Here is a 23,216-nt window from a genome sequence, read left to right as displayed (position 1 = left end):
ATTCTGGCAGGCGCAGCGGGGAAATGTTGCTGCCCGTCTTCAACACGGGCAGCCAGAGGCGTTATATAATACGCGTACTTAACGTCCGGTCATTGACCGTAATCGTCAGCATATCGCCAGACAGGATCGGACCGACCCCTTTTGGCGTACCCGTTAAAATAATATCGCCCGCGCGCAGCGTAAAGAAACGGCTCATGTAAGCAATCAGCGGCAGAATCGGCGTAATCATATCACGCGTGTTGCCCTGCTGACGCACTTCATCATTCACTTTTACACCCAGATCGGTTTGCTGCGGATCGCCAAACTCGGCAACCGGAATAAAACCGGAGATCGGGCAAGAACCGTCAAACGCTTTGGCTTTTTCCCACGGCTGACCCGCTTTTTTGAAGTCGAACTGCAAATCACGCAGCGTCAGATCCAGTGCCACACCATAACCCGCAATCGCTCGGGCGACGCGTTCTTCATTCGCCTGCTTTAACGGCATACCGATCAGCACAGCCAGCTCAACTTCGTGGTGAACCGAGCCCAGATTTTTAGGGATGGCAACGGGCTGGCGTAAGTCACACAGTGCGGTTTCAGGCTTAATGAATAAAACGGGCTCACTTGGGGTCGCGCTGCCCATTTCTTTGATATGTTCTGAGTAGTTGCTCCCTACGCAAACGACTTTGTTTACCGGGAAATCAAGCAGCGCGCCCTGCCAGTCTCTGTGTTGATACATGGGTATTCTCCTGCCCTGTCTGTTGGATTATCGCTGCTTTCGTGGCACAGAACACAACCAAAAGGAAAACAGCTATATAAGAACACGATGGTGCAAAACCATCGTTATATCATCGCAGCGGGGGTTACCCAATAGATTTCAGGCGAGCAAGGCAGGGGATCCGATGAGGGAGAAACGAAGTCCTATCCCATCAAAAAATCGAATCAATTAAATTGTGGCGGGATAAAGTTCAAAAGATGAATATTTATCGCGCGGAATATCCTGCAAATGGCTGAGATATTCCACGCCAAATTATGTTTTCGGCTTTATCTGAAAATGCACTTTGGTATTATTTTTTTACATTTATACCGGCGTGGTTAATAAGCTCTCGACCGGTGGAGGAACTTGCAGATAAAAGCCCTGCTCCTGTAGCGCAAATTTCACTTTTTCTATATCGGCATTCGCCAATTTTTTACGCCCATCCAGCGGTAAGAGCATGGACAACTGCGGCGTGCCAAAACTCTTCATTAATTCTTCCGGCACGCGTGAGAAATCGTCTTTTTTTTCAACATAAAGATAGGTCTGATCGCGTTTAGCACTTCGATAGATCACACAAAACATTTTTTTTACTCTATTTGATGGGAATGCCATCTTGCCTGTATATAATTGTGACTATAACATGCTTACAGCGCTCTGGAATATCATGCCTTAAATGTTACTCTAGGGATTAAAAGATGCTGAAACTGAGTCAGGATAGATGTCACAAACGCCAATAGAGCTAAAAGGCAGCAGCTTTACCTTATCGGTTGTTCATTTGCATGATTCCCAACCCGAGGTAATTTATCAGGCACTACAGGAAAAAATAGAGCAAGCGCCTGCTTTCCTGAAAAATGCCCCCGTTGTCATTAATGTTGCTGCATTAACAGCGGAAACCGACTGGATAAAATTACAGCAGGCGATTTCATCAACCGGCCTGCACGTCGTTGGCGTCAGCGGATGCACCGACGACGTATTAAAGAAAACTATTGCGCAGGCAGGGCTTCCCCTTCTGAGCGAAGGTAAAGCACAACGCCGGGTCGTCGAGCCCGTCGCCGCCGTTCCTGCCGCGGTGAAAACGAAAGTCATCAACACCCCCGTTCGATCCGGCCAACAAATTTACGCTCGAAACTGTGACTTAATCGTCATAAGCAGCGTGAGCGCGGGTGCGGAGGTGATTGCCGATGGCAATATTCATATTTATGGCATGATGCGCGGCCGAGCCCTCGCAGGCGTTTCTGGCGATGTTCAGAGCCAGATATTCTGTACGCATCTGGCCGCAGAACTGGTCTCAATTGCTGGCCGTTACTGGCTAAGCGACCAAATTCCTGAACCGTATTTTGGGCAGCCAGCACGGATTAATCTGAACCAGCTGGACAATGTTTTAACGATAAAACCTCTAGACTAGAATCTCCCAAGGAAACATTTATGGCACGCATCATTGTTGTTACATCGGGTAAAGGGGGCGTTGGCAAGACCACATCAAGCGCAGCCATTGCTACCGGTTTAGCCCAGAAAGGAAAAAAAACGGTTGTCATCGATTTTGACATTGGTCTGCGTAACCTCGACCTGATCATGGGATGCGAGCGTCGCGTAGTGTATGACTTCGTCAATGTTATTCAAGGTGATGCCACGCTGAACCAGGCGCTGATCAAAGATAAGAGAACGGATAATCTCTACATTCTGCCAGCATCACAAACGCGTGATAAAGATGCGTTAACACATGAAGGCGTAGAGAAAGTGCTCAACGATCTGGGTGAGATGGAATTCGATTTTATCGTGTGTGATTCACCCGCTGGGATTGAAACGGGTGCGTTGATGGCGCTCTATTTCGCAGATGAAGCGATTATCACCACCAACCCGGAAGTCTCTTCTGTTCGCGACTCCGACCGTATTCTGGGTATTTTGTCTTCTAAATCACGTCGTGCTGAGCGTTCTGAAGATCCAATCAAAGAGCATTTGCTATTGACGCGCTACAACCCAGGTCGGGTGAGCCGTGGCGATATGCTAAGTATGGAAGACGTTCTTGATATCCTGCGGATCCCGCTGGTTGGCGTAATTCCAGAAGACCAATCCGTACTCCGTGCTTCTAACCAAGGTGAACCCGTGATTCTCGATACTGAAGCCGATGCTGGTAAGGCTTACGCAGACACCGTTGAACGTCTGCTTGGCGAAGAGCGTCCTTTCCGTTTTGTTGAAGAAGAGAAGAAGGGTTTCCTTAAACGACTTTTTGGGGGATAAATTATGGCTTTACTGGACTTCTTTCTGTCCCGCAAAAAAACGACAGCCAATATTGCCAAGGAACGGCTGCAAATTATTGTCGCGGAGCGACGCCGGGGAGATAGCGAACCCCATTATCTGCCGCAATTAAAGCGAGATATTCTTGAGGTTATCTGTCGATATGTACAGATTGATCCTGAGATGGTGACCGTTCAGCTTGAGCAAAAAGGAGATGATATTTCCGTGCTTGAGTTGAACGTTACCTTACCGGAAGCGGAAGAAACGCCTAAATGATTTTTCTGCTGTAGTGTCCCCTGCTTTTACGCAGGGGATATCTATTCCGCATACATTCAAATGGCTGACGTCAGTAAATTCATCGGTATTTCTGCCTCTCCGTTTCACCTGCATAATACCCGAATGATTTACATTAAACTGTATATTTAGCCAGTCATTTATTTCTTACTTTTGTTTTTCACCGTATTCTTACCACCCTATTTGCTGCTTTTTCTCATGATTGCATCATCACAGCAAATAAGGCGGATTGATAAGACGTACTTATCGGTGATTAATAATCTTGCACAATTTCACGCAGTTCATCACCATATAACTGGCCGCGCCAGCCAGACAACATTTCTGGCATTCCCGTATCTTGCCCGCTTAATTTCCAGTGCCAGTTCAGCAGGCGATTAATTTGGCGACGTGAGGCCAATAGCTCGGCGGATAATCCACTCTGTTCGCTCACGCGCTGCACCAGTGCTTTAATATCTTTAAACGCTTTTTTATAGCTGGGATAGTCGATCAAATTATTCACCGGCGGTGGGCAATCCGCATCAGCAATACCGTCCGTCTGTACAACACAGTCCAGCAGCGTTTTGCCGTGGTAGCGGATTTCAGGGCCGCTCAGCCCCAGCGAGCTCAGTTCACCCAGCGAAGTCGGCAGACAACGCGCCACCTGCAACAGATTCTCTTCACGAACGACAAAATTCACCGCGCTGTCTCGCTCACGAGCTTTACGCAAACGCCACTCGGCAAGACGCTGAAGGCAAGCCAGATTCCGGCCACGCAGTTGCCAGGCATTGCCAAATTCGCGATAGGCCAGCGCAGGTGCCAAGATATCCTGTTTACGCTGACACAGCAGGAGACACTCATCCAGCGCCGCGTTCATCCACCCTGCTGCTTGCGTATCGGCCACCAGTTGAATGGCCATCGGCAACAAATAGAACACATCGGCAGCGGCGTAATCACACTGTTTTTCGCTCAGCGGACGTGCAAGCCAGTCCGTTCTCGACTCACTTTTATCCAGCGTCACGCCCATGTAGTCGGCCACTAGCGCAGCAAAACCATATGAGAGCGGCTTACCTAAAAATGCGGCCAGAATCTGTGTATCGATGAAAGGCGTAGGCAGTGTTCCAAACGCATTGAGAAACACTTCCAGATCTTCACTGCTCGCATGCAGGAATTTAGTGACCTGTTCGTCACGCAGTAACGCCTGAAAGGGTGCCCAGTCGGTAATCGTTAGCGGGTCGATGAGTGAAAGCTGTTCGCCGTCATACAATTGAATCAACCCTAATTGCGGATAATACGTGCGGGTTCTGACGAACTCTGTGTCCAATGCCACCTGCGGAAAGCGTCGCGCCTGGGTGCAAACCTGTTGTAACCCAATGTCGGAAGTGATCAACTGATAATTCAAAACGTCATTCTCTTGGTTGTTTTTACTTTACGGTTCTGGATCAAATCCGTATCGCCATAAAAAAGAACGCCGGATAAACCGGCGTGAAAACATCATATCGCGTCCTGCCTCTCTCTGGCAGTCGTTTTTCGTGGAAAATCGTCAGGCGGCAGCATCTTTCTTCGCCGTTTTCTCACCGCGTAATTCGCGCCGCAGAATTTTCCCCACGTTAGATTTCGGCAAATCGTCGCAGAATTCGATCTCTTTCGGCACTTTGTAGCCAGTAAGGTTACGTCGGCAGTGAGTAATGAGTTCCTCTTTCGTTAACGCGTTGTCGCGTCTGACGACAAAGGCTTTGACTGCTTCACCGGAGACCTCATTCTCCACCCCAACCACCGCGGATTCAGACACGTTGGGATGACGGCTGATCACATCTTCAATTTCGGTCGGATAGACGTTAAAGCCGGAAACCAGAATCATGTCTTTCTTACGGTCGATGACTCGCAGGAATCCCTCATCATCGGACGTGACAATATCACCCGTTGCCAGCCAGCCGTCTTTTAACACTTCATCCGTGGCAGCAGGCTGCTGCCAGTACCCTAACATCACCTGCGGCCCACGCACCCACAGCTCACCGGATTCCCCCGGACCTGCGTCGTTACCATTATCATCAATGATTCTGACATCCGTTGATGGCATCGGTAGCCCAATACTGCCGCTGTAATGCTTCAGATCGTACGGGTTGCCCGATACGACCGGAGAACTCTCTGTCAACCCGTAGCCTTCGAGCAGATGCTTACCGGTCAATTTTTCCCAGCGCTCTGCCACCGACTGCTGTACTGACGCGCCGCCTCCCGCGGACAGCCGCAGTGCCGAAAAATCCAATTCGTGGAATTCTTTATTGTTGAGCAACGCGTTAAATAACGTATTCACGCCAGTGATTGCGGTAAATGGATACTGTTTCAGCTCTTTCACCACCGCTGGAATATCGCGGGGGTTAGTAATCAGGAGATTCTTCCCGCCGAGTTCAAAGAACAGCAGCCCATTCACCATCAGTGCATAGATGTGATACAGCGGGAGTGCGGTCACTACCAGTTCAGTTCCTTCACGCAAAACAGCACCGTATGCGCCTTTACACTGCTCAAGATTCGCCAACATATTGCGGTGTGTGAGCATGGCGCCTTTAGCGACGCCCGTGGTACCGCCGGTATATTGCAGAAATGCCAAATCGGAGTTGATCATATCGGGACGAATATACTGCTGGCGGCGCCCTTCCTGCAAAACACGACGAAATGATATCGCATCCGGCAGATGGTATTTGGGCACAAGCCGTTTAATGTATTTCACCACAAAGTTAACTAACGTGCCTTTTGCCGTAGAGAGCTGGTCACCCATGCGGGTCAGGATGACGTGCTTCACTGCCGTGTTATGGACAATTTTTTCCAACGTATGCGCAAAGTTAGATACGATAACAATCGTACTGGCGCCGCTGTCTTTTAGCTGATGTTCCAGCTCACGCGGCGTATAGAGCGGGTTAACGTTGACAACCACCATACCCGCACGCAACACGCCAAATAGCGCAACGGGATATTGCAGCAAATTGGGCATCATCAATGCTACGCGATCGCCTTTCTGCAATTTAAGCTGATTTTGCAAATAGGCCGCAAATGCTCGGCTCCGCTCTTCCAACTTACGAAACGTCATCACTTCACCCATGTTGACGAATGCGGGCCGATCGGCATAGCGCTTCACGCCATTTTCAAACATGTCAATCAACGACGAATAGCGATCCGGATCGATTTCCGCCGGCACATCCGCCGGATAGCGTGATAACCAAATTTTTTCCAAGACGTCACTCCCGAGATATTTTTTTAGTGGCATCGTTGTCACCCTCAGAGGCTTATCGTTATTAACATTATTTTAACCCGACCTACCAGTTAACGAACAAACAATGTTCAGGTTGCGAGAACGATCACTAATTTATTCTTTATTCAAAAAAAATCAGGCAACCTGCGTCGCCTGATCTCTTCACACTGAACGAAATAATTTTAGAGCCTACCCCATAGGGCGTTATTGGCGCAGTCAGTTTGGACTCGGACAGCGCGGAAAAACCGGAGCGTACACATAGTACGTGAGGATTATTCGCTACGCTCACCCTGCGGGCCGCCCCAAGTGGCGTTCAAACGCAATTGCGTTTGTTTGAGCACTGCCCAGGTTCAAAATGACAAGTAAAATAGCCCTATTCTTATTCTGTCACGACATTCTCAATCCGCGCCGGCCCAGGCCAACCGCCGTCAAATCCCCACCCTGAGCCCCAGCCGTAGCCGTAACCTGCTCGCCATCCCCACGGGCCATAGCCATAGCCGCCGGGTGGCACCATCAGACGCTGTACGACATTCCAGCGTTTGTAGCCTTGCGCGTCGATCACAACATAACGATAGGGTTTATCACCAATAGCGCCCTGTTCGGTGCCGACAATTGGCCCGACAACGGTGACCAGTTGATCTTTAAAATCGACAGGTTCCAGAAAGCGATTCACATAGGCGATAAAGCGCCCTTCTGACGGCATATCCAGCAGCGGTTTCGCGCCGCTATCCAGCGGCATGCTGGCAATTTCCAACCGCGTTTTATTCGCTTCATTGCGGATGCTAACCACCCGTCCGCCAAAACGTGATTCCTGACCGATATAAACCTGCGGCGCATTCATCACGCGTACCAAATCGTCCTGCGGCGTTGGCGACGTGCCTTTAATGGCATCCGGCACCGTGACACAGCCAGAAAGCAGCAGCGCTGTCGCAACCACTATACAGAAGCGTGTTTTTTTCTGATTTATACGCATTTTTTTCATGTGCACAACCATGACACAACCTCCGTCTCAGATATCTGATAATTAGACTGCTTAGCATCGAATAAGTTGCTGTTTATACACGTCATACTTCAAGCCTGATAGGCATTCGGACTACTCGCGGCCGGGCAATTTCTTCCAGGTCACTTCATTACGCAGGTAGCGCGGCTGCGCATTCTCGACGCTGACCGCTTTTCCTGACAGCCAGAGCTGACAGGCCAACGGCAGCATGTCCTGCGCCTGCGGCAGCAGCACGTCACCCTTCGCTAATACCAGTGAGGAATGGCTGACCAGTTCAGGATAGGTTTCCCATCCGGTTCCTACCGTGGCCCATTCACCTGACAGCGCGGCAGTTAACACCTGCACCTGTTCAGGTTGCAATACGGCCTCCTCAGACTCGCCCTGCCAGCTACCGTCAGCGTTACGCTGATAGCAGCCCCAGTACACTTCACCCATCCGCGCATCAATGGCCGCCAGCACCTGCGTTGCCTGCGTTAGACGGAAAGCGCCCTGTGCCATCGTCGCCAGTGACGAGATGCCAAGCAGCGGTAAATCCGCTCCCAGCGCCAGCCCTTGGGCAATACCGATGCCAATTCGCACGCCGGTAAAACTTCCCGGTCCCTGACCAAAGGCCAGCGCATCAAGATCCTTGAGCGTCAGGCCGCTGTCGGCCAACACCTGCTGAACCATCGGCAAAATACGTTGTGTGTGTTCACGGGGACAAATTTCGAACAGAGAATGAATTTCACCTTCATTCCAGAGCGCGACGGAACAGGCTTCCGTTGCGGTATCAAGCGCTAGAATTCGCGTAGACATGCCAACCTCAGGCAGGATAAATAAATCTTAATGGACCGTATCATAGCATAAGCCCCTGTCGTGCCGCAGCCCTTCCCACCACCGGTCAGAACCATGCAGCAATTACCAGTTGGGAATTATGTGTTACGCGTCAGGAAAGTAATCGCCTGCCCAATATCGCGAGTACGCGGCGTCGGCGGCAGGCTGTTAAGGAACACGGCACCATACGGACGCATCACCAGTCGATTATCGCAAATCACAATCACACCGCGATCCTCAACGTCACGGATGAGGCGGCCCACGCCTTGCTTCAGGGTAATCACCGCATCAGGAACCTGCACATCGTCGAAAGGCTCGCCGCCACGCAGGCGGCAGTCTTCAATACGCGCCTTCAGCAGCGGATCGTCCGGTGAGGTAAACGGCAGTTTATCGATAATGACGCAGGAGAGCGTGTCGCCACGCACATCCACCCCTTCCCAGAAGCTGCTGGTCGCCACCAGCAAGGCATTACCTGCCGCTACAAACTGCGACAGCAATTGCGCCTTACCAGTTTCCCCCTGTAACAGCACAGGTAGCGTCAACGTGGCGCGGAATTCAGCCGCCAAATCGCGCATCATCTGATGCGAGGTACACAGCATAAAGCAGCGCCCCTGATTCGCCTCAATCAACGGCCGCAGCATCGCCGCCAGCCTTTTCGCCGCACCGGGACGATTGGTTTCCGGTAAATGACGGGGGACGCAGAGCAACGCCTGATTGGCATAATCAAACGGGCTGGGTAGCAGGAGCGTATTCGCGTTATCCAGCCCCAGCCTATCGGTGAAGTGGAAAAGTTGATCGTTAACAGACAGGGTCGCGGAGGTAAACACCCAGGCCGCAGGCTTCTCTTTTATCAGTTCACGAAAGCGATCGGAGACGGACAGCGGCGTCAGCGCCAACACGAAATGACGTGAATTACATTCATACCAGTAGCTGTAACCCGGTAACTGCACGTCTTTCAGCCGTTTCAGGCGGTTGCGATAGAGCGTGGCGCGCTCAAAAGCGGCATCCAGCAACGCTGAACGCCCGAGCGACAGTTTCGCGACGTCGTAACACAGCTCCAGCGCATCATCCAGCAGCACCAACGCACGCTGAAGCGACGGCTGTTCGAGTACATCACGCAGATTACCGCGAAATCCCGGATCGCCGAGCGCCAGCCGAAAATCCTGCGTGCTTTGCGTCAGGCGATCGGCACTTTTTTGCAGTTGAGAGGCGTCGCGCACTTCGGTGCGGTAAGCAATGATGATGTCTTTCGCCAGATCCAGCAGTTGGCGGCTGGAAAGCTGCTGGCCGAAATATTGGCTGGCAATATCGGGAATCTGGTGGGCTTCATCGAAAATGACGACGTCGCTTTCTGGGATCAGCTCGGCAAAACCGCTCTCCTTCACCACCATATCGGCCAGATAGAGATGGTGGTTAACCACCACGATATCGGCATCCATCGCCTTGCGCCGCGCTTTCACCACGAAGCACTCTTTATAGTGCGGGCAGTCGCTGCCCAGACAGTTATCGTTGGTGCTGGTCACTAACGGCCAGATCGCGCTGTCTTCCGCGACGCCTGAACAGGTCGTGACATCGCCTTCCGTCGTTTCCGACGACCAGCCACGCAGCCGAACCAGCTCGCTCAGCGTTTCGCCAGGTAAATCACCACCACCCAGCGATTGCTGTTCGAGCCGTTCCAGACAGAGGTAGTTCGAGCGACCTTTCAGCAGCGCTAATTTGCCTTTGTACTTCAGCGCCTGCGCAATCGTCGGTAAATCGCGGCTATAGAGCTGATCCTGCAGCGCTTTCGAGCCGGTTGAAATGATGACTTTTTTATCTGAACGCAGGGCGGGCGCAAGGTAGGCATAGGTTTTACCGGTTCCGGTTCCCGCTTCCACCACTAGCGCTGTTTTATCGTCGATGGCTCGCATGACGGCCTGCGCCATCTGCCGCTGTGGTTCACGCGGTTTGAAGCCGGTGATCGCTTTGGCCAGCACGCCGTCATTAGCAAAATCATCAATTACACGATCGTTCGTCACGCCTGCTCTCTTGTTCAAGGGAATGCTGTCTCTGTAAGCCGCTAACCGTTTCAGGTCGTGGCAAAATATCGCGCTGATTATGCCAAGAGTCACCCGACGCTACCACCTTAAATCAGGAAAGCGTGCCGCAACCTGCTGTGTTAGGCTTGGCGGCTGGTATTGATGTCACTATTTTAACTATTCCCACAATTTTTAATTATCCTCACAATGGAGAACCCCCACCTCATGGCAATCACACGAATGAATCCTGAAGCCCGCTGGTCAGACGCCATCATCCACAACAACACGCTCTATTACACCAGCGTGCCGGAAAATCTGGATGATGACGCACAGGCGCAAACGGAAAACGCGCTGGCCGCGTTAGATGCGATTCTGAAACAGGCGGGAACGGATAAGAGCAAACTGTTGGACGTGACGATTTTTCTCGTCGATGCGGATGATTTTTCTGCCATGAACGCCGCGTGGGATGCCTGGGTCGTGGCGGGCAGCGCGCCTGTACGCTGCACCGTGCAGGCCAAGCTGATGCACCCGAAATTCAAAGTCGAAATCAAAGCGATTGCAGCAATATAAGCTATCGTCTTAGATAATCTGAAGAGGAAGAAAAGTGGTTGCTGCTCTTACTGCTCTTCCTCTTCTTCCCCATCGTCAAAATCGTGCTCTTCGTCGCTGTCATTAAATTCGTCATCCTCTTCGTCAAACATCATCGCGACGGTGTCACCTTGATGATTCTGGCGGATCTCCGCAGCAACCAGTGCTATCGCCTGGCCGCTGCTCATCCCCTCAGACATGAGTTCCTGAATACGCTCTACAGCATCTTGCTGCTGCTTGTGCGTCAGTGCGGGCATACCTGCAATCATGATAACTTCCTGGTTGGTAAATTTGAACGTATCATCGCATGCCCGCTTCGGCATACACCAGTATTTCTGCTTTGTGGTACGCTATGGGCAGGAAAATCGACGCGCTATCAACATAGCCATACTGTAGACACAACACGAAAAACATGATTGCCGCCAATACAACTCACGTAACCGACACCAGCGATTCGACCGCTGGGACAGGTTCCGCCGCTATTTATCACGCGCTGCCTTACTACCCGACCGTGCTGCTCGATCGCTTTGCGCCCTTTTCCCAACAGCCGTGGGCGATGTTGCTGCATTCCGGGTTTGCCGATCATCCGCATAATCGCTTCGATATTATGGTCGCTGATCCGCGAGTCACACTTTGCACACGCGGAGGCAAAACGGAAATCATGCGTGACGGTGTAACGAATATCGTAGACGACGATCCCTTTGCTCTGCTGCAACAGCAGCTTGATTCACTCGCATTACCCACGGAAACACATCCTGACTTTCCTTTTCAGGGGGGCGCACTTGGCCTGTTCGGCTACGATTTGGGACGTCAGATTGAAACGCTGCCCGCACAGGCCGAGCAAGATATCGATTTGCCGGATATGGCGGTGGGTCTATACGACTGGGCGCTGGTTGCCGATCATCATCGGCAGACGTTAACGCTGATCGTACATCATTCCCTTCAGGCGAGGCTCGACGGGCTAGCGACTCCGCCCGTTAACGCCCCGAAAGCCGCTTTCAGCCTCACCAGCGCCTGGCAACCGAACATGTCACGCAACGCATATGGCGAAAAATTCCGCAAAATACAGGACTACCTTCTGGCGGGCGATTGCTATCAGGTCAATCTGGCACAGCGTTTTTCCGCGACTTACGATGGTGATGAATGGCAGGCATTTTTACGATTGTTAGCGGGCAATAAAGCGCCCTTTTCCGCTTTCCTGCGCCTGCCGGAAAATGCCGTCATCAGTGTATCGCCGGAACGTTTTCTCTGGCTGGAAAATCACCGCATTCAAACGCGCCCGATTAAAGGCACACTGCCGCGTCTCGCCCACCCGAATGCCGATAAAGAACAGGCGGTGCGGCTCGCTAATTCGGAAAAAGATCGCTCAGAAAACCTGATGATTGTCGATCTTCTGCGTAACGACATCGGTCGCGTCGCGGTGCCGGGCAGCGTCCGTGTGCCGGAGTTATTCGTCGTCGAACCTTTCCCCGCCGTGCACCATCTGGTCAGCACCATTGAAGCACAGCTACCGGATGATTGCCCTGCAACCACGCTATTACGCGCCTGTTTCCCCGGCGGTTCAATTACCGGCGCACCCAAAATCCGCGCCATGCAGATTATTGAAGAACTGGAACCCCAGCGCCGCAATGCCTACTGCGGCAGCGTCGGCTACATCAGCCTGTGCGGCACTATGGATACTAATATCACCATCAGGACGTTACTCACCGAACGCGGCAGAATTTACTGCTGGGCGGGCGGCGGCATCGTCGCCGACAGTCAGGAACAGGCTGAATATCAGGAAACGTTTGATAAAGTGGGTCGCATCCTTCCACTGCTGGATGGATCCCAGACAATTCAGGTACCGAATAAATGAGTGAGATCGCCTTGCCACCAACGGCTTTTGCGCTGAACGACTTTATTACGCGGTTTCAGTTACAGCTTCCGCCACCGCTGCGGCCTGTGCACCAGTTGCGTCAGGCTGCGGTTCTGGTGCCGATTATTTGTCACTCTACCCCCACGCTGTTATTGACCCGACGTTCTGCTTATCTCCGTAAACATGCTGGACAAGTCGCATTCCCCGGCGGTGTAGCAGACAATACGGATCGCTCAATCATCGAAACGGCGCTGCGTGAAGCACAGGAAGAAGTTGCTATCCCACCGGAAAATGTAAAGGTTTTGGGCGTTCTCCCACCGTTGGATAGTGCCAGCGGTTTTCAAGTCACGCCTGTCGTCGGGCTGATAGACGCACATACGCGCTTTCATCCCAATGAAGCTGAAGTCGCCGAGCTGTTTGAAATGCCACTGGATGAGGCTTTTGCGTTAACACGCTATTACCCGCTGGATATTAAGTACAAACAGCAGCAGCACAGGGTTTATCTCTCTTGGTATCAGCAACAATTTGTTTGGGGGCTGACTGCCGCTATCATCCACCAGCTCGCCTTACAGATTTCCGACAAGCCCTAAGCCCGAGGCGAGGCCGCGTTCAGCGGCTTTTGGCTCACCACTTCTTTTCCCTCGCCAAATATCCTTATTTAAAAAGCAGCCTTTGCGTTCAGAAAGCATCCACTTATATAATTTACAATGACTTAGATCGCATTTAGGATAAGTTAAATTATGTGATGACATAAGTTTATTTCATGCGAAAAAGAAAGCCGCACGACATATTCCACACTACAATAGCGCGATTTGACGAGTTTTATTCTAATCTTGGGGATATATCCACTAAAATTCAGGTCATGTCTCGCTGGAACCGAAATCACCAGATAATTCGCAGCATAACTATCTGATTATGATGAAGGAACCGGATGCAGACGACCGGATAACAAAGAGTGGGTACGACCCTGAGTCTTTGAGGAGTTTCGCGTGATAAGCGTTTTCGACATGTTTAAGATCGGTATTGGCCCCTCTAGCTCTCATACGGTTGGACCGATGAAAGCCGGTAAGCAATTTGTCGATGAATTGATCACCCAGGATCGGCTGACCGCCACCACGCGCATTGCCGTCGATGTGTATGGCTCGCTGTCGCTGACGGGTAAAGGCCACCATACGGATATCGCTATCATTATGGGTCTGGCGGGCAACATGCCGGATACCGTTGATATTGATACCATTCCCAGTTTCATCCGCGATGTTGAGCAACGCGAACGCCTGCTGCTGGCTAACGGGCAGCACGAGGTCGATTTCCCACGCGAAGGCGGTATGGTTTTCCGCAGTGAAAATCTGCCGCTGCACGAAAACGGCATGACGGTCACCGCCTTTGCAGGCAATAAAGAAATTTATAGCAAAACCTATTATTCCATTGGTGGTGGCTTCATCGTTGATGCAGAGAATTTTGGCAAAGACAGCCCCACTGATGTATCCGTTCCCTATACGTTCAATTCCGCCAAAGAGATGCTGGATCACTGCAAACAGAGTGGCCTGTCGCTTTCTGGGATGGTGATGCGTAACGAGCTAGCGCTGCACAGCCGTCAGGACATTGACGCTTACTTTGCCGATATCTGGCAGACAATGCGTGCCTGTATCGATCGCGGCATGAACACCGAAGGTGTTTTACCCGGTCCGTTACGCGTGCCAAGGCGTGCCTCTGCGCTGCGCCGTATGCTGGTGTCTTCCGATAAGTTGTCCAACGACCCGATGAACGTGGTGGACTGGGTCAATATGTTCGCACTGGCGGTGAATGAAGAGAACGCCGCAGGTGGCCGTGTGGTTACCGCGCCAACGAACGGCGCATGCGGCATCGTCCCTGCAGTCCTTGCTTATTACGACCACTTCATAGAGCCGGTCAGCCCGACCATTTATATTCGTTACTTCCTCGCGGCAGGCGCGGTAGGCATTCTGTACAAAATGAACGCCTCTATCTCCGGTGCTGAAGTAGGTTGTCAGGGTGAAGTGGGCGTCGCCTGTTCCATGGCCGCCGCTGGACTGGCAGAGCTGATGGGTGCGAGCCCGGAGCAGGTTTGCGTCGCTGCCGAGATCGGCATGGAACACAATCTGGGCTTAACCTGCGATCCGGTCGCTGGCCAAGTACAGGTTCCGTGCATCGAACGTAACGCGATTGCTTCCGTTAAGGCGATTAACGCCGCCCGCATGGCGACACGCCGCACCAGCGAAGCACGCGTCTCACTGGATAAGGTGATTGAAACCATGTACGAAACGGGTAAAGACATGAACGCTAAATACCGCGAAACCTCACGGGGCGGACTGGCGATTAAAGTACAGTGTGATTAAAGTACAGTGTGATTAAAAAGCCGTGTGATTAGCCCGCACCCCACTTCGCTTTTTCTTTCCACCGATTAAAAAGCCCCGCCACATTGGCGAGGCTTCATTTTGTCATCTACTTACGCAGAACGGCTTACGCGTCTTCATCCTCTTCCCGATCGATGATGCGTTCTACACGCACCAGTTCAATACGGTATTCAGACACCTCGATGATATGGAAGCGCAGGTGGTACAACTCGATGATGGCACCGACTTTCGGGAACTCATCACTATGTGCTAACAGCATCCCCGCCAGTGAAGCGTACTCTTCCTTCGGATCAACCAGCTCACTGCTATCCACCACCTGTTGCAACGCGTGTAGATCCGTTCCGCCTTTCACCAACCAGCCTTCGCCGTCTGGGATGATATCCAGCGTTTCGTCTTCATCCGGGAACTCGCCCGCGATCGCTTCCAGCACGTCCAGTGGCGTGACCAACCCTTGCACTACGCCAAATTCGTTGGCGATGATGACCAGGCTACCTTTCGCACGACGCAGAACGGGCAGCAGGTTAATCACATCCAGCGTTTCCGGCACGACGATTGGCGGGTTAGCCGCAGCAAAGCTTTCCACATCGGTCTGCGTTTCCAGCGCCACCAGCAGATCCTTGGCACGAACGACGCCGATAAGCTCATCCAGCGAGCCACGACAGATTGGGAACAGGCTGTGAGGCGTATCGAGCAATTGCATACGGATCTGTTCGACAGAACTTGCGCTATCCACCCAGGAAATTTCAGTACGCGGCGTCATCACGCTGCGCAGTGAACGCGAGGCTAACGTCAGCACACCGCTGATCATATTGCGCTCTTCTTCAGCGAATTCCTCTGTAGTGAGTTTCTTCTGCGGTTCATCCGCATCCACGTCGTCCGTGTTTTTCCGTGAGCCCATCAAGCGCAAAATAGCCTCTGCGGTACGTTCACGCAAAGGACGGTGCGACTGGTGCTTCATAAAGTTATGACGGGCAATTTGGTTAAACATTTCGATCAGGATAGAGAAACCAATCGCAGCGTACAGATAGCCTTTCGGGATGTGGAAGCCAAGACCTTCCGCCATCAGGCTCAGACCAATCATCAGCAAGAAGCTGAGACACAGAACAACCACCGTTGGGTGCTGGTTGACGAAGTTGGTCAATGGTTTAGAGGCAATTAGCATGACGCCCATTGCGATGATCACCGCCGTCATCATGACGCCCAGATTATCCACCATGCCTACCGCGGTAATCACAGCATCCAGAGAGAACACGGCATCCAGCACGACGATCTGTGCCACAACAGCCCAAAAACTGGCATGAGCGCGATTGCTGTTGCCGTCATGCGTTTTATTCTCTAGACGTTCATGTAGCTCCATCGTGGCTTTGAACAAGAGGAAAACACCGCCGAACAGCAAAATCAGGTCACGGCCCGAGAAACTGAAATCACCAACGCTAAACAGTGGACGCGTCAGTGTGACCATCCAGGAAATCAAAGATAACAGCCCGAGACGCATTAACAGCGCCAAGCTTAAACCGATAATGCGGGCTTTATCTCGCTGTTTGGGAGGTAATTTATCCGCCAAAATGGCGATAAACACCAAATTGTCGATACCCAGAACAATTTCCAGTACCACCAGCGTCAATAAACCTGCCCAGATTGAAGGATCTAGCAAAAATTCCATGTCAGACTCCAGAAAATGAACGAGCAGATGACATCAATGCATGAGCCGCATTGAATGGTAATAAAAAGAGTTGGTGTGAATCAGAGAGATTCTGAATGGGGTCTGAGTGACCAGTTGAGTACAGAAAACCGCCAACATTAGCGGGAAAACAGAGAACGTTTTGTCGGTGACAGTCCATGGGAAGGGCTGATGCCCGGTGCTCCTAAGCAATTTAAGGGAGGTTTACTCTAACAGGTTGTTACCAATTTTCACAAAGAATTTCTTAGACCAGCTTTGCATTGATAACACGCCTAAATTTTCCCATTCAGCGCCCTTTTAGCCCTTGGTTTAACTGGTCAGCATTAGAGCATCATCACACTATTTATTTTTTCGATAAGTAAAATAAATCTGTCAGTCACGATTTCTCGCCTGACAACCTGGAGGAATACAGTGAATGTCATGAATCCACGGTAAAATTTTTTCTTGCAGCCATACTAATACCGCGACGGTTAACGTTCAGCTTGTGAACGCTGACTCGGTTCCTGACACATTGACTCTTTTTTGATCGTGAACGTGAGGAGGTAGCAAGTGAGTATTGCCATCATGTTATGCACTCACGGCGCCACTGCGGGACCGCTGTTAAAGACAGCAGAAATGATTCTTGGCGAGCAAAGTAATGTCGCCTGGATTGATTTTGTTCCTGGAGAAAACGCCGAAACATTGATAGAAAAATATCAGGAAAAGCTCACGCAGTTAGACACATCACAAGGCGTGCTGTTTCTCGTTGATACCTGGGGCGGCAGCCCATTCAACGCCGCCAGCCGCCTCGTCACCAACAAAGAAAACCATGATGTTATCGCTGGCGTGAATATTCCCATGCTAGCGGAAACCTTTATGGCTCGGGATGATAACCCGTCTTTCTCCGATCTGGTTTCTATCGCGTTGGAAGCCGGTAGAGATGGCGTAAAGGCCCTGAAGCATCAGGAAGCCCACAAAGCAACGTCTTCTTCTTCTCCCCCGCCAACAAGAACCAACGCCATCCCCACACCGGCAGGACCCGGCGAACATATGAAGATTGGGTTGGCACGTATCGACGACCGTCTGATCCATGGTCAGGTCGCCACCCGCTGGACGAAAGAAACCAATGTTTCGCGCATTATTGTTGTCAGCGATGAAGTCGCCGCCGATCACGTGCGTAAAACGTTGCTGACTCAGGTCGCGCCGCCGGGCGTTACCGCGCACGTCGTGGATGTGGCAAAAGCCATTCGTGTTTATGACAACCCGAAATATGCCGCCGACCGCGTGATGCTGTTGTTCACCAATCCGACGGATGTATTAACACTGATCGAAAATGGCGTAAATATCACCTCGGTCAATATTGGTGGGATGGCATTCAAACAGGGGAAAACGCAGGTAAATAATGCCGTCTCTATCGATGAAAAGGATATTGCGGCATTCCGTGAATTAGATAAACGCGGTATTGAATTGGAGGTTCGGAAAGTATCAACCGATTCCCAGATTAAAATGATGGACTTGATTAACAAAATGCCGCGTTGATACCTATCGTGCTACGACGGTTATTAACGCTACTGTCACCATCAATAATAGTTTTATAGACCTGACGATTTTCAAGATAGGTATTTATGTCGATATTAAAAAGCTTTACGTCGATATTGAAAACTTTACGTTGACCTTGAAAAACAACGGGGATGGCGATTTATTTTTACTCAGACACATTTTATAGGAGAAGTACGATGGAAATTACCACACTTCAAATTGTGCTGATATTTCTCGTCGCATGTGTTTCGGGGATGGGTTCGATTCTTGATGAATTCCAGTTCCACCGTCCACTCGTCGCTTGTACGCTGATTGGCGCAGTATTAGGTGATTTAAAAACCGGGATCATTATTGGCGGTACGCTGGAAATGATCGCGTTAGGCTGGATGAACATCGGTGCAGCTGTAGCACCCGATGCGGCGCTGGCGTCCATTATCTCAACCATTCTGGTTATTGCTGGCGGTCAGGGGATCGGCGCCGGGATTGCTCTGGCGATCCCGCTTGCGGCAGCTGGGCAAGTATTAACCATCATTGTTCGTACCATCACCGTTGCGTTCCAGCATGCGGCAGACAGCGCGGCAGAGCGAGGCAATCTAACGGCTATCAGTTGGATTCACGTTTCTGCCTTGCTGCTTCAAGCCATGCGTATCGCAATTCCTGCGGTGATCGTTGCCGTTTCCGTTGGCACCGACGCCGTTCATGCGCTGCTGAACTCCATCCCAGACGTTGTCACTAACGGCTTGAATATCGCCGGTGGGATGATCGTCGTCGTCGGTTACGCGATGGTCATCAACATGATGCGCGCGGGTTACCTGATGCCGTTCTTCTATCTTGGTTTCGTTACCGCTGCCTTCACTGAGTTCAATCTGGTGGCTCTGGGCGTAATCGGTATTGTGATGGCGGTGCTCTATATCCAACTCAGCCCGAAATATAACAAGGTTCAAGGCCAGCCTGTCGCATCAGGCAACAACAACCTTGATAACGAACTGGATTAACAGGAGTGAGAAAAATGGTCGAAAATACGAAAGTCAAAAAACTCACTGACAGCGATATCCGCGCGGTGTTTATCCGTTCCAACCTGTTTCAAGGCTCCTGGAACTTTGAACGTATGCAGGCACTCGGCTTCTGTTTTTCCATGGTACCGGTGATTCGCCGTCTTTATCCTGAAAATTCGGAAGAGCGTAAACAAGCAATCAAGCGCCATCTGGAGTTCTTCAATACGCAGCCTTTTGTTGCCGCACCGATACTCGGCGTAACGATGGCGATGGAGGAGCAACGCGCGAACGGCGCGCCCATTGACGATGCGGCAATAAACGGCCTGAAAGTCGGGCTGATGGGGCCACTGGCTGGCGTCGGCGACCCGATCTTCTGGGGTACCGCCCGTCCGGTATTCGCTGCGCTAGGGGCAGGGATTGCCATGAGCGGCAGTCTGCTGGGGCCAGTCCTCTTCTTCGTCCTGTTTAACCTGGTTCGCCTGCTGGTGCGTTACTATGGCGTCGCCTACGGCTATCGCAAGGGGATCGATATCGTCAGCGATATGGGCGGCGGTTTCCTGCAAAAAATGACTGAAGCGGCTTCTATCCTCGGCTTATTTGTCATGGGGGCATTGGTCAATAAATGGACTCACGTCAACATTCCGATGGTGGTGTCGACAGTGACGAATCAGAGCGGGGAAACCACAGTGACCACCGTTCAATCCATCCTTGACCAGCTTATGCCGGGGCTCGTTCCCCTACTGCTGACGTTCGGCTGTATGTGGCTGTTACGGCGCAAGGTGAATGCACTGTGGCTGATTATGGGCTTCTTCGCCATTGGTATCTTCGGGTACTGGATCGGTCTGCTCGGCGTGTAATATTCAATGGCTGGGTGCCAATACGCCCAGCCATTTTTATTCACGGACACAATAGTTAACGGGCAAGGATAATACGGATGACGATGACGGATATCACGCTAGTGGTGTTGATTGCATTAGCACTGGTTTATGCCATCTACGATCAGTTCATCATGGATAAACTCAAAGGGAAAACACAGATCCTCGTCCCCTTAAAGCGGATGAATCGACTCGATACGCTGATTTTTATCGGCTTAGTCGGCATTCTTATTTATCAGAATGTGATGAGCAATGGTGCCATTATCACCACCTATCTTTTGATTTCGCTGGCCTTCATGGCGTGCTATCTGGCTTATATTCGCCGTCCCAAACTGGTTTTTAAATCAACCGGGTTCTTTTATGCGAATATATTCATTCCTTATATCAGAATTAAAAATATGAATTTATCTGAGGATGGCGTATTAGTTATCGAACTTGAGAAGCGTCGTTTATTGATACAGGTTGCACAGCTCGACGATTTAGAGAGAATATATAAATTTATGATTGAAAATCAATGAGGTAAGTTTACGTTTAAATTATTTAAAATAACGTTGACTATACACCTCATGTTTAGATGGTATTTTAACCACAATCACTCTAGCGTTATTTTATACGGCCCTTCATTGCCAATGTTCAAATGAAAATAATTATCAATTGCATTATTAACACTTAAAACTTTTAGTGTTGTTTGCACCATAAATAATATGGTAAGGTTGCGCCGTCATTGGGGAGTAGCCGATTTCTGATTAGTCATTATTCATAATCACTCGTCAGAAATGCTCGTATCAACATACTCGTTCTATCTCCATATTATCGGAGCATAAACGTGGTGCGGGCGGCCAAGCGTGATTGGCAGGCGAGACCATAGACACGTGGCATCATCATTCGGGTTGGGGATGATCTGCGTGTATATGGTTAATCGTCCAGCCGAGGCTACTTAAAATGAACATGTCAGCAACACTTATCCTAGCATTGGGTATGTCAATGGATGCCTTCGCCGCGTCAATCGGTAAAGGTGCCGTCCTGCATAATCCCCGTTTCCGCGATGCCATTCGTACTGGCCTCATTTTTGGTGTTATCGAAGCTATCACTCCGCTCATCGGCTGGGCACTCGGTTTTTTTGCCAGCCAATATATTCTCGAATGGGATCACTGGGTTGCCTTTACGCTGTTACTGATTCTGGGTGGCCGCATGATTGTTGAAGGCCTCAAAGGTTCTTCGGACTGCCGCTGCGAAAAAGTCAAAAATCATAGTCTGGCGCTACTGATCTGTACTGCCGTCGCCACCAGCCTGGATGCCATGGCAATCGGCGTCGGTCTGGCCTTCCTTCAGGTCAATATTTTCCATACTGCGATGGTGATAGGCTGCGCCACCATGATTATGGTGACGCTCGGAATGATGATTGGCCGCTATATCGGCCCGATTCTCGGTAAAAAAGCAGAAGTGATGGGCGGGCTGGTTCTGATTGGTATCGGCTGCAATATCCTGTACGAACACCTCGGCTACGCCGCCTGATATACCCGTCATGCTTCAGATCAACGGGCAGACCGACTATCGCGCTGCCCGTTTTTATTCTTCTCGATTACGCAACTACCGCGTCGCTATCAACACGCTGATGCAAGCGGACAATAAAGTCTGTTTCACAACTAAACGCGGTGGCCGCCTGCAGCCGCTCGCTGACGTCTGGCGTTGCCCGCCAGGCAAAGGGCGTCATTTGCAATAATGCGGCAGCCTCACTCCCGGATAGCTGCATCGGATACGCGAGCGTTTGCTGATCCATAAGCTGAAAGCCTGCGAACACTTCATCTTTGCTCGGATGTAATAACACCTCATCGTAGACTTCTGCTTTCAGTTGATAAAGATGCCGTGGCCCCGGAGATACCGTCACCACCCAACCGCCAACCTTAACAGTGCGCTGTAATTCCGCGTCATTACACGGCGCATAGATCTTTACCACAGCATCAAGGGATTGATTCTGGAAAGGTAACCGCTGGCTGGAAGCCACGCAAAATTCAACGTTGTCATACCGCTTTGCCGCACGCTGAATCGCCGCTTTGGAAACATCCAGCCCGTATATCGTCATCGTTCTGCGCGATGTGAGACGGTGGGCCAGCTCGGCAGTGTAATACCCTTCGCCACAGCCGATATCCAGCAGCGCCGCAGCGTCATCCGCCGTAATACGATCTACGTGCTGCGCAACGGCGTCACGTAGCGGTTGGTAGTGACCGGCCTCTAGAAAGCAGCGCCGCGCCTGCATCATTTCAGCACTGTCGCCAGGCTGTTTTGAACGCTTAAACTGTACCGGCAACAGGTTGACGTACCCTTCTTTTGCACAGTCAAAGATATGTTTACCACACGTCCACTGCCGCGGGTGTCGCTCCAGAGGTAACTGGCATAGCGGACACTGATAACTCATCGGCACATTTTCCTCATTAAAAACGTCTTCATTGCATGACGGGTGTAGATAAAAGTATCACGGGTGCAGATAAAATGCAGACAACAAAAAACCCGCACCATGGCGGGTTTTGCAACAGAGCTGTAAACTTACAGCGCAGTGACGTTTACTGCAGAAGGACCTTTCTGGCCATCCTGAATTTCGAATTCTACGTTCTGGCCTTCAGCCAGAGTTTTGAAGCCGTTGCCTTGAATTGCAGAGAAGTGTACGAATACATCTTTGCTGCCGTCAGCAGGAGTGATGAAACCAAAGCCTTTAGACTCGTTGAACCACTTAACCTGACCTTTAATCTTTGCCATTTCAAATATTTCCTTTAATTGTTTAAACCGCCAAAAAGGCGTTATACAGACAAACCAAAGTCGTTACTGCTTGAGGCACTAAGATAAGGATCGGCAGAGAAGCAGCATGCAACACTAAAGGTTGTACTTAAGTCTTCTTTACTGAAAATGCCATTCATATACAGAACTGTACCTCGTTTTACCCAGAAGCGTTATTACACACTATGTAAACGATGGCAAGGGCTTTTTTATCAGTCGTAGACATGCCGCACAAATTCGC

At 50.9% G+C, this 23,216-nt stretch carries 24 protein-coding genes; 12 read left to right on the top strand and 12 right to left on the bottom strand.

Going from position 1 to position 23,216, the window contains the following annotated elements; translation table 11 throughout:
* Positions 1–61: 61 nt before the first annotated feature.
* Both IG609_RS09600 and IG609_RS09595 read right to left on the bottom strand, forming a co-directional pair.
* Positions 62–718, bottom strand: a complete 657-nt coding sequence (locus IG609_RS09600; protein ID WP_193400744.1) for a fumarylacetoacetate hydrolase family protein — start codon at positions 716–718, stop codon at positions 62–64.
* A gap of 342 nt (positions 719–1,060) precedes the next feature.
* Positions 1,061–1,318 (bottom strand): YcgL domain-containing protein, encoded by a 258-nt coding sequence (locus IG609_RS09595; protein WP_193398654.1) that lies wholly within the window; start codon positions 1,316–1,318, stop codon positions 1,061–1,063.
* Between the two features lie 136 nt (positions 1,319–1,454).
* On the opposite strand from IG609_RS09595, the gene minC reads away from it, so the two are divergent.
* Genes minC through minE form a run of 3 tightly spaced genes read left to right on the top strand, consistent with a single transcriptional unit; the run spans position 1,455 to position 3,247 of the window.
* Complete coding sequence (gene minC, locus IG609_RS09590) at positions 1,455–2,141, top strand: septum site-determining protein MinC (protein WP_193398655.1); 687 nt, start codon at positions 1,455–1,457, stop codon at positions 2,139–2,141.
* Positions 2,142–2,161: 20 nt separating this feature from the next.
* The gene (gene minD, locus IG609_RS09585) at positions 2,162–2,974 is read left to right on the top strand and encodes a septum site-determining protein MinD (RefSeq protein WP_102117575.1); all 813 of its coding nucleotides are present in this window, start codon (positions 2,162–2,164) and stop codon (positions 2,972–2,974) included.
* A gap of 3 nt (positions 2,975–2,977) precedes the next feature.
* Complete coding sequence (gene minE, locus IG609_RS09580; protein ID WP_005968801.1) at positions 2,978–3,247, top strand: cell division topological specificity factor MinE; 270 nt, start codon at positions 2,978–2,980, stop codon at positions 3,245–3,247.
* A 271-nt stretch (positions 3,248–3,518) separates the two neighbouring features.
* Here minE and rnd read toward each other — a convergent pair whose 3' ends face one another.
* The 5 genes from rnd to yoaA all read right to left on the bottom strand — a co-directional run bounded on the left by rnd (position 3,519) and on the right by yoaA (position 10,319).
* Positions 3,519–4,643: a ribonuclease D gene (rnd, locus tag IG609_RS09575; RefSeq protein ID WP_193398656.1), complete on the bottom strand. Its 1,125-nt coding sequence runs from the start codon at positions 4,641–4,643 to the stop codon at positions 3,519–3,521.
* A gap of 141 nt (positions 4,644–4,784) precedes the next feature.
* Positions 4,785–6,470: a long-chain-fatty-acid--CoA ligase FadD gene (fadD, locus tag IG609_RS09570; RefSeq protein ID WP_125176087.1), complete on the bottom strand. Its 1,686-nt coding sequence runs from the start codon at positions 6,468–6,470 to the stop codon at positions 4,785–4,787.
* A gap of 397 nt (positions 6,471–6,867) precedes the next feature.
* A complete protein-coding gene (locus IG609_RS09565; protein WP_404825785.1) occupies positions 6,868–7,470 on the bottom strand; it encodes a Slp family lipoprotein in 603 nt (200 codons plus the stop codon).
* Between the two features lie 111 nt (positions 7,471–7,581).
* Entirely contained in the window at positions 7,582–8,283 is a 702-nt protein-coding gene (gene tsaB, locus IG609_RS09560) for a tRNA (adenosine(37)-N6)-threonylcarbamoyltransferase complex dimerization subunit type 1 TsaB (RefSeq protein WP_116186396.1), read from the bottom strand.
* Between the two features lie 116 nt (positions 8,284–8,399).
* Positions 8,400–10,319: a DNA repair helicase YoaA gene (gene yoaA / locus IG609_RS09555; RefSeq protein ID WP_193398657.1), complete on the bottom strand. Its 1,920-nt coding sequence runs from the start codon at positions 10,317–10,319 to the stop codon at positions 8,400–8,402.
* 225 nt (positions 10,320–10,544) lie between these two features.
* Between yoaA and IG609_RS09550 the strand changes: the two genes are divergently transcribed.
* Complete coding sequence (locus IG609_RS09550; protein ID WP_193398658.1) at positions 10,545–10,889, top strand: RidA family protein; 345 nt, start codon at positions 10,545–10,547, stop codon at positions 10,887–10,889.
* A gap of 47 nt (positions 10,890–10,936) precedes the next feature.
* Here the strand turns inward: IG609_RS09550 and IG609_RS09545 are convergent, their stop codons facing one another.
* The gene (locus tag IG609_RS09545; protein ID WP_102117568.1) at positions 10,937–11,176 is read right to left on the bottom strand and encodes a YoaH family protein; all 240 of its coding nucleotides are present in this window, start codon (positions 11,174–11,176) and stop codon (positions 10,937–10,939) included.
* Between the two features lie 143 nt (positions 11,177–11,319).
* Between IG609_RS09545 and pabB the strand changes: the two genes are divergently transcribed.
* The 3 genes from pabB to IG609_RS09530 all read left to right on the top strand — a co-directional run bounded on the left by pabB (position 11,320) and on the right by IG609_RS09530 (position 15,116).
* Positions 11,320–12,762, top strand: coding sequence for an aminodeoxychorismate synthase component 1 (pabB, locus tag IG609_RS09540; RefSeq protein ID WP_193398659.1), 1,443 nt, complete (start codon positions 11,320–11,322; stop codon positions 12,760–12,762).
* The gene (locus IG609_RS09535; protein WP_193398660.1) at positions 12,759–13,352 is read left to right on the top strand and encodes a CoA pyrophosphatase; all 594 of its coding nucleotides are present in this window, start codon (positions 12,759–12,761) and stop codon (positions 13,350–13,352) included. Before pabB ends, IG609_RS09535 begins: the two co-directional genes overlap by 4 nt.
* Positions 13,353–13,751: 399 nt before the next feature.
* Positions 13,752–15,116 (top strand): L-serine ammonia-lyase, encoded by a 1,365-nt coding sequence (locus tag IG609_RS09530; protein WP_193398661.1) that lies wholly within the window; start codon positions 13,752–13,754, stop codon positions 15,114–15,116.
* Positions 15,117–15,240: 124 nt separating this feature from the next.
* On the opposite strand, the gene IG609_RS09525 is transcribed toward IG609_RS09530, so the two are convergent.
* Complete coding sequence (locus tag IG609_RS09525; protein ID WP_193398662.1) at positions 15,241–16,797, bottom strand: TerC family protein; 1,557 nt, start codon at positions 16,795–16,797, stop codon at positions 15,241–15,243.
* 567 nt (positions 16,798–17,364) lie between these two features.
* Between IG609_RS09525 and manX the strand changes: the two genes are divergently transcribed.
* The 5 genes from manX (at position 17,365) to mntP (ending at position 21,718) form a co-directional block, all read left to right on the top strand.
* Positions 17,365–18,333: a PTS mannose transporter subunit IIAB gene (gene manX, locus IG609_RS09520; RefSeq protein WP_193398663.1), complete on the top strand. Its 969-nt coding sequence runs from the start codon at positions 17,365–17,367 to the stop codon at positions 18,331–18,333.
* Positions 18,334–18,530: 197 nt separating this feature from the next.
* A complete protein-coding gene (locus tag IG609_RS09515; RefSeq protein ID WP_193398664.1) occupies positions 18,531–19,328 on the top strand; it encodes a PTS mannose/fructose/sorbose transporter subunit IIC in 798 nt (265 codons plus the stop codon).
* Positions 19,329–19,342: 14 nt separating this feature from the next.
* Positions 19,343–20,185, top strand: a complete 843-nt coding sequence (locus IG609_RS09510; RefSeq protein ID WP_193398665.1) for a PTS mannose transporter subunit IID — start codon at positions 19,343–19,345, stop codon at positions 20,183–20,185.
* Positions 20,186–20,262: 77 nt separating this feature from the next.
* The gene (locus tag IG609_RS09505; protein WP_193400742.1) at positions 20,263–20,721 is read left to right on the top strand and encodes a DUF986 family protein; all 459 of its coding nucleotides are present in this window, start codon (positions 20,263–20,265) and stop codon (positions 20,719–20,721) included.
* Between the two features lie 424 nt (positions 20,722–21,145).
* The gene (gene mntP / locus IG609_RS09500; protein WP_180784235.1) at positions 21,146–21,718 is read left to right on the top strand and encodes a manganese efflux pump MntP; all 573 of its coding nucleotides are present in this window, start codon (positions 21,146–21,148) and stop codon (positions 21,716–21,718) included.
* Positions 21,719–21,785: 67 nt separating this feature from the next.
* On the opposite strand, the gene rlmA is transcribed toward mntP, so the two are convergent.
* The 3 genes from rlmA to IG609_RS09485 form a co-directional block, all read right to left on the bottom strand.
* Entirely contained in the window at positions 21,786–22,619 is an 834-nt protein-coding gene (gene rlmA, locus IG609_RS09495) for a 23S rRNA (guanine(745)-N(1))-methyltransferase (RefSeq protein WP_193398666.1), read from the bottom strand.
* A 128-nt stretch (positions 22,620–22,747) separates the two neighbouring features.
* Positions 22,748–22,957: a transcription antiterminator/RNA stability regulator CspE gene (gene cspE / locus IG609_RS09490; RefSeq protein ID WP_005968829.1), complete on the bottom strand. Its 210-nt coding sequence runs from the start codon at positions 22,955–22,957 to the stop codon at positions 22,748–22,750.
* A 41-nt stretch (positions 22,958–22,998) separates the two neighbouring features.
* Positions 22,999–23,115, bottom strand: coding sequence for a DUF2627 domain-containing protein (locus tag IG609_RS09485; RefSeq protein ID WP_085996916.1), 117 nt, complete (start codon positions 23,113–23,115; stop codon positions 22,999–23,001).
* Positions 23,116–23,216 lie beyond the last annotated feature (101 nt).

Origin of the sequence: Pectobacterium quasiaquaticum, from assembly GCF_014946775.2 — a bacterium.
Lineage (GTDB): Bacteria > Pseudomonadota > Gammaproteobacteria > Enterobacterales > Enterobacteriaceae > Pectobacterium > Pectobacterium aquaticum.
The sequence above is the reverse complement of the archived record's forward strand: the minus strand, read 5'-3'. Positions and strand labels throughout refer to the sequence as shown.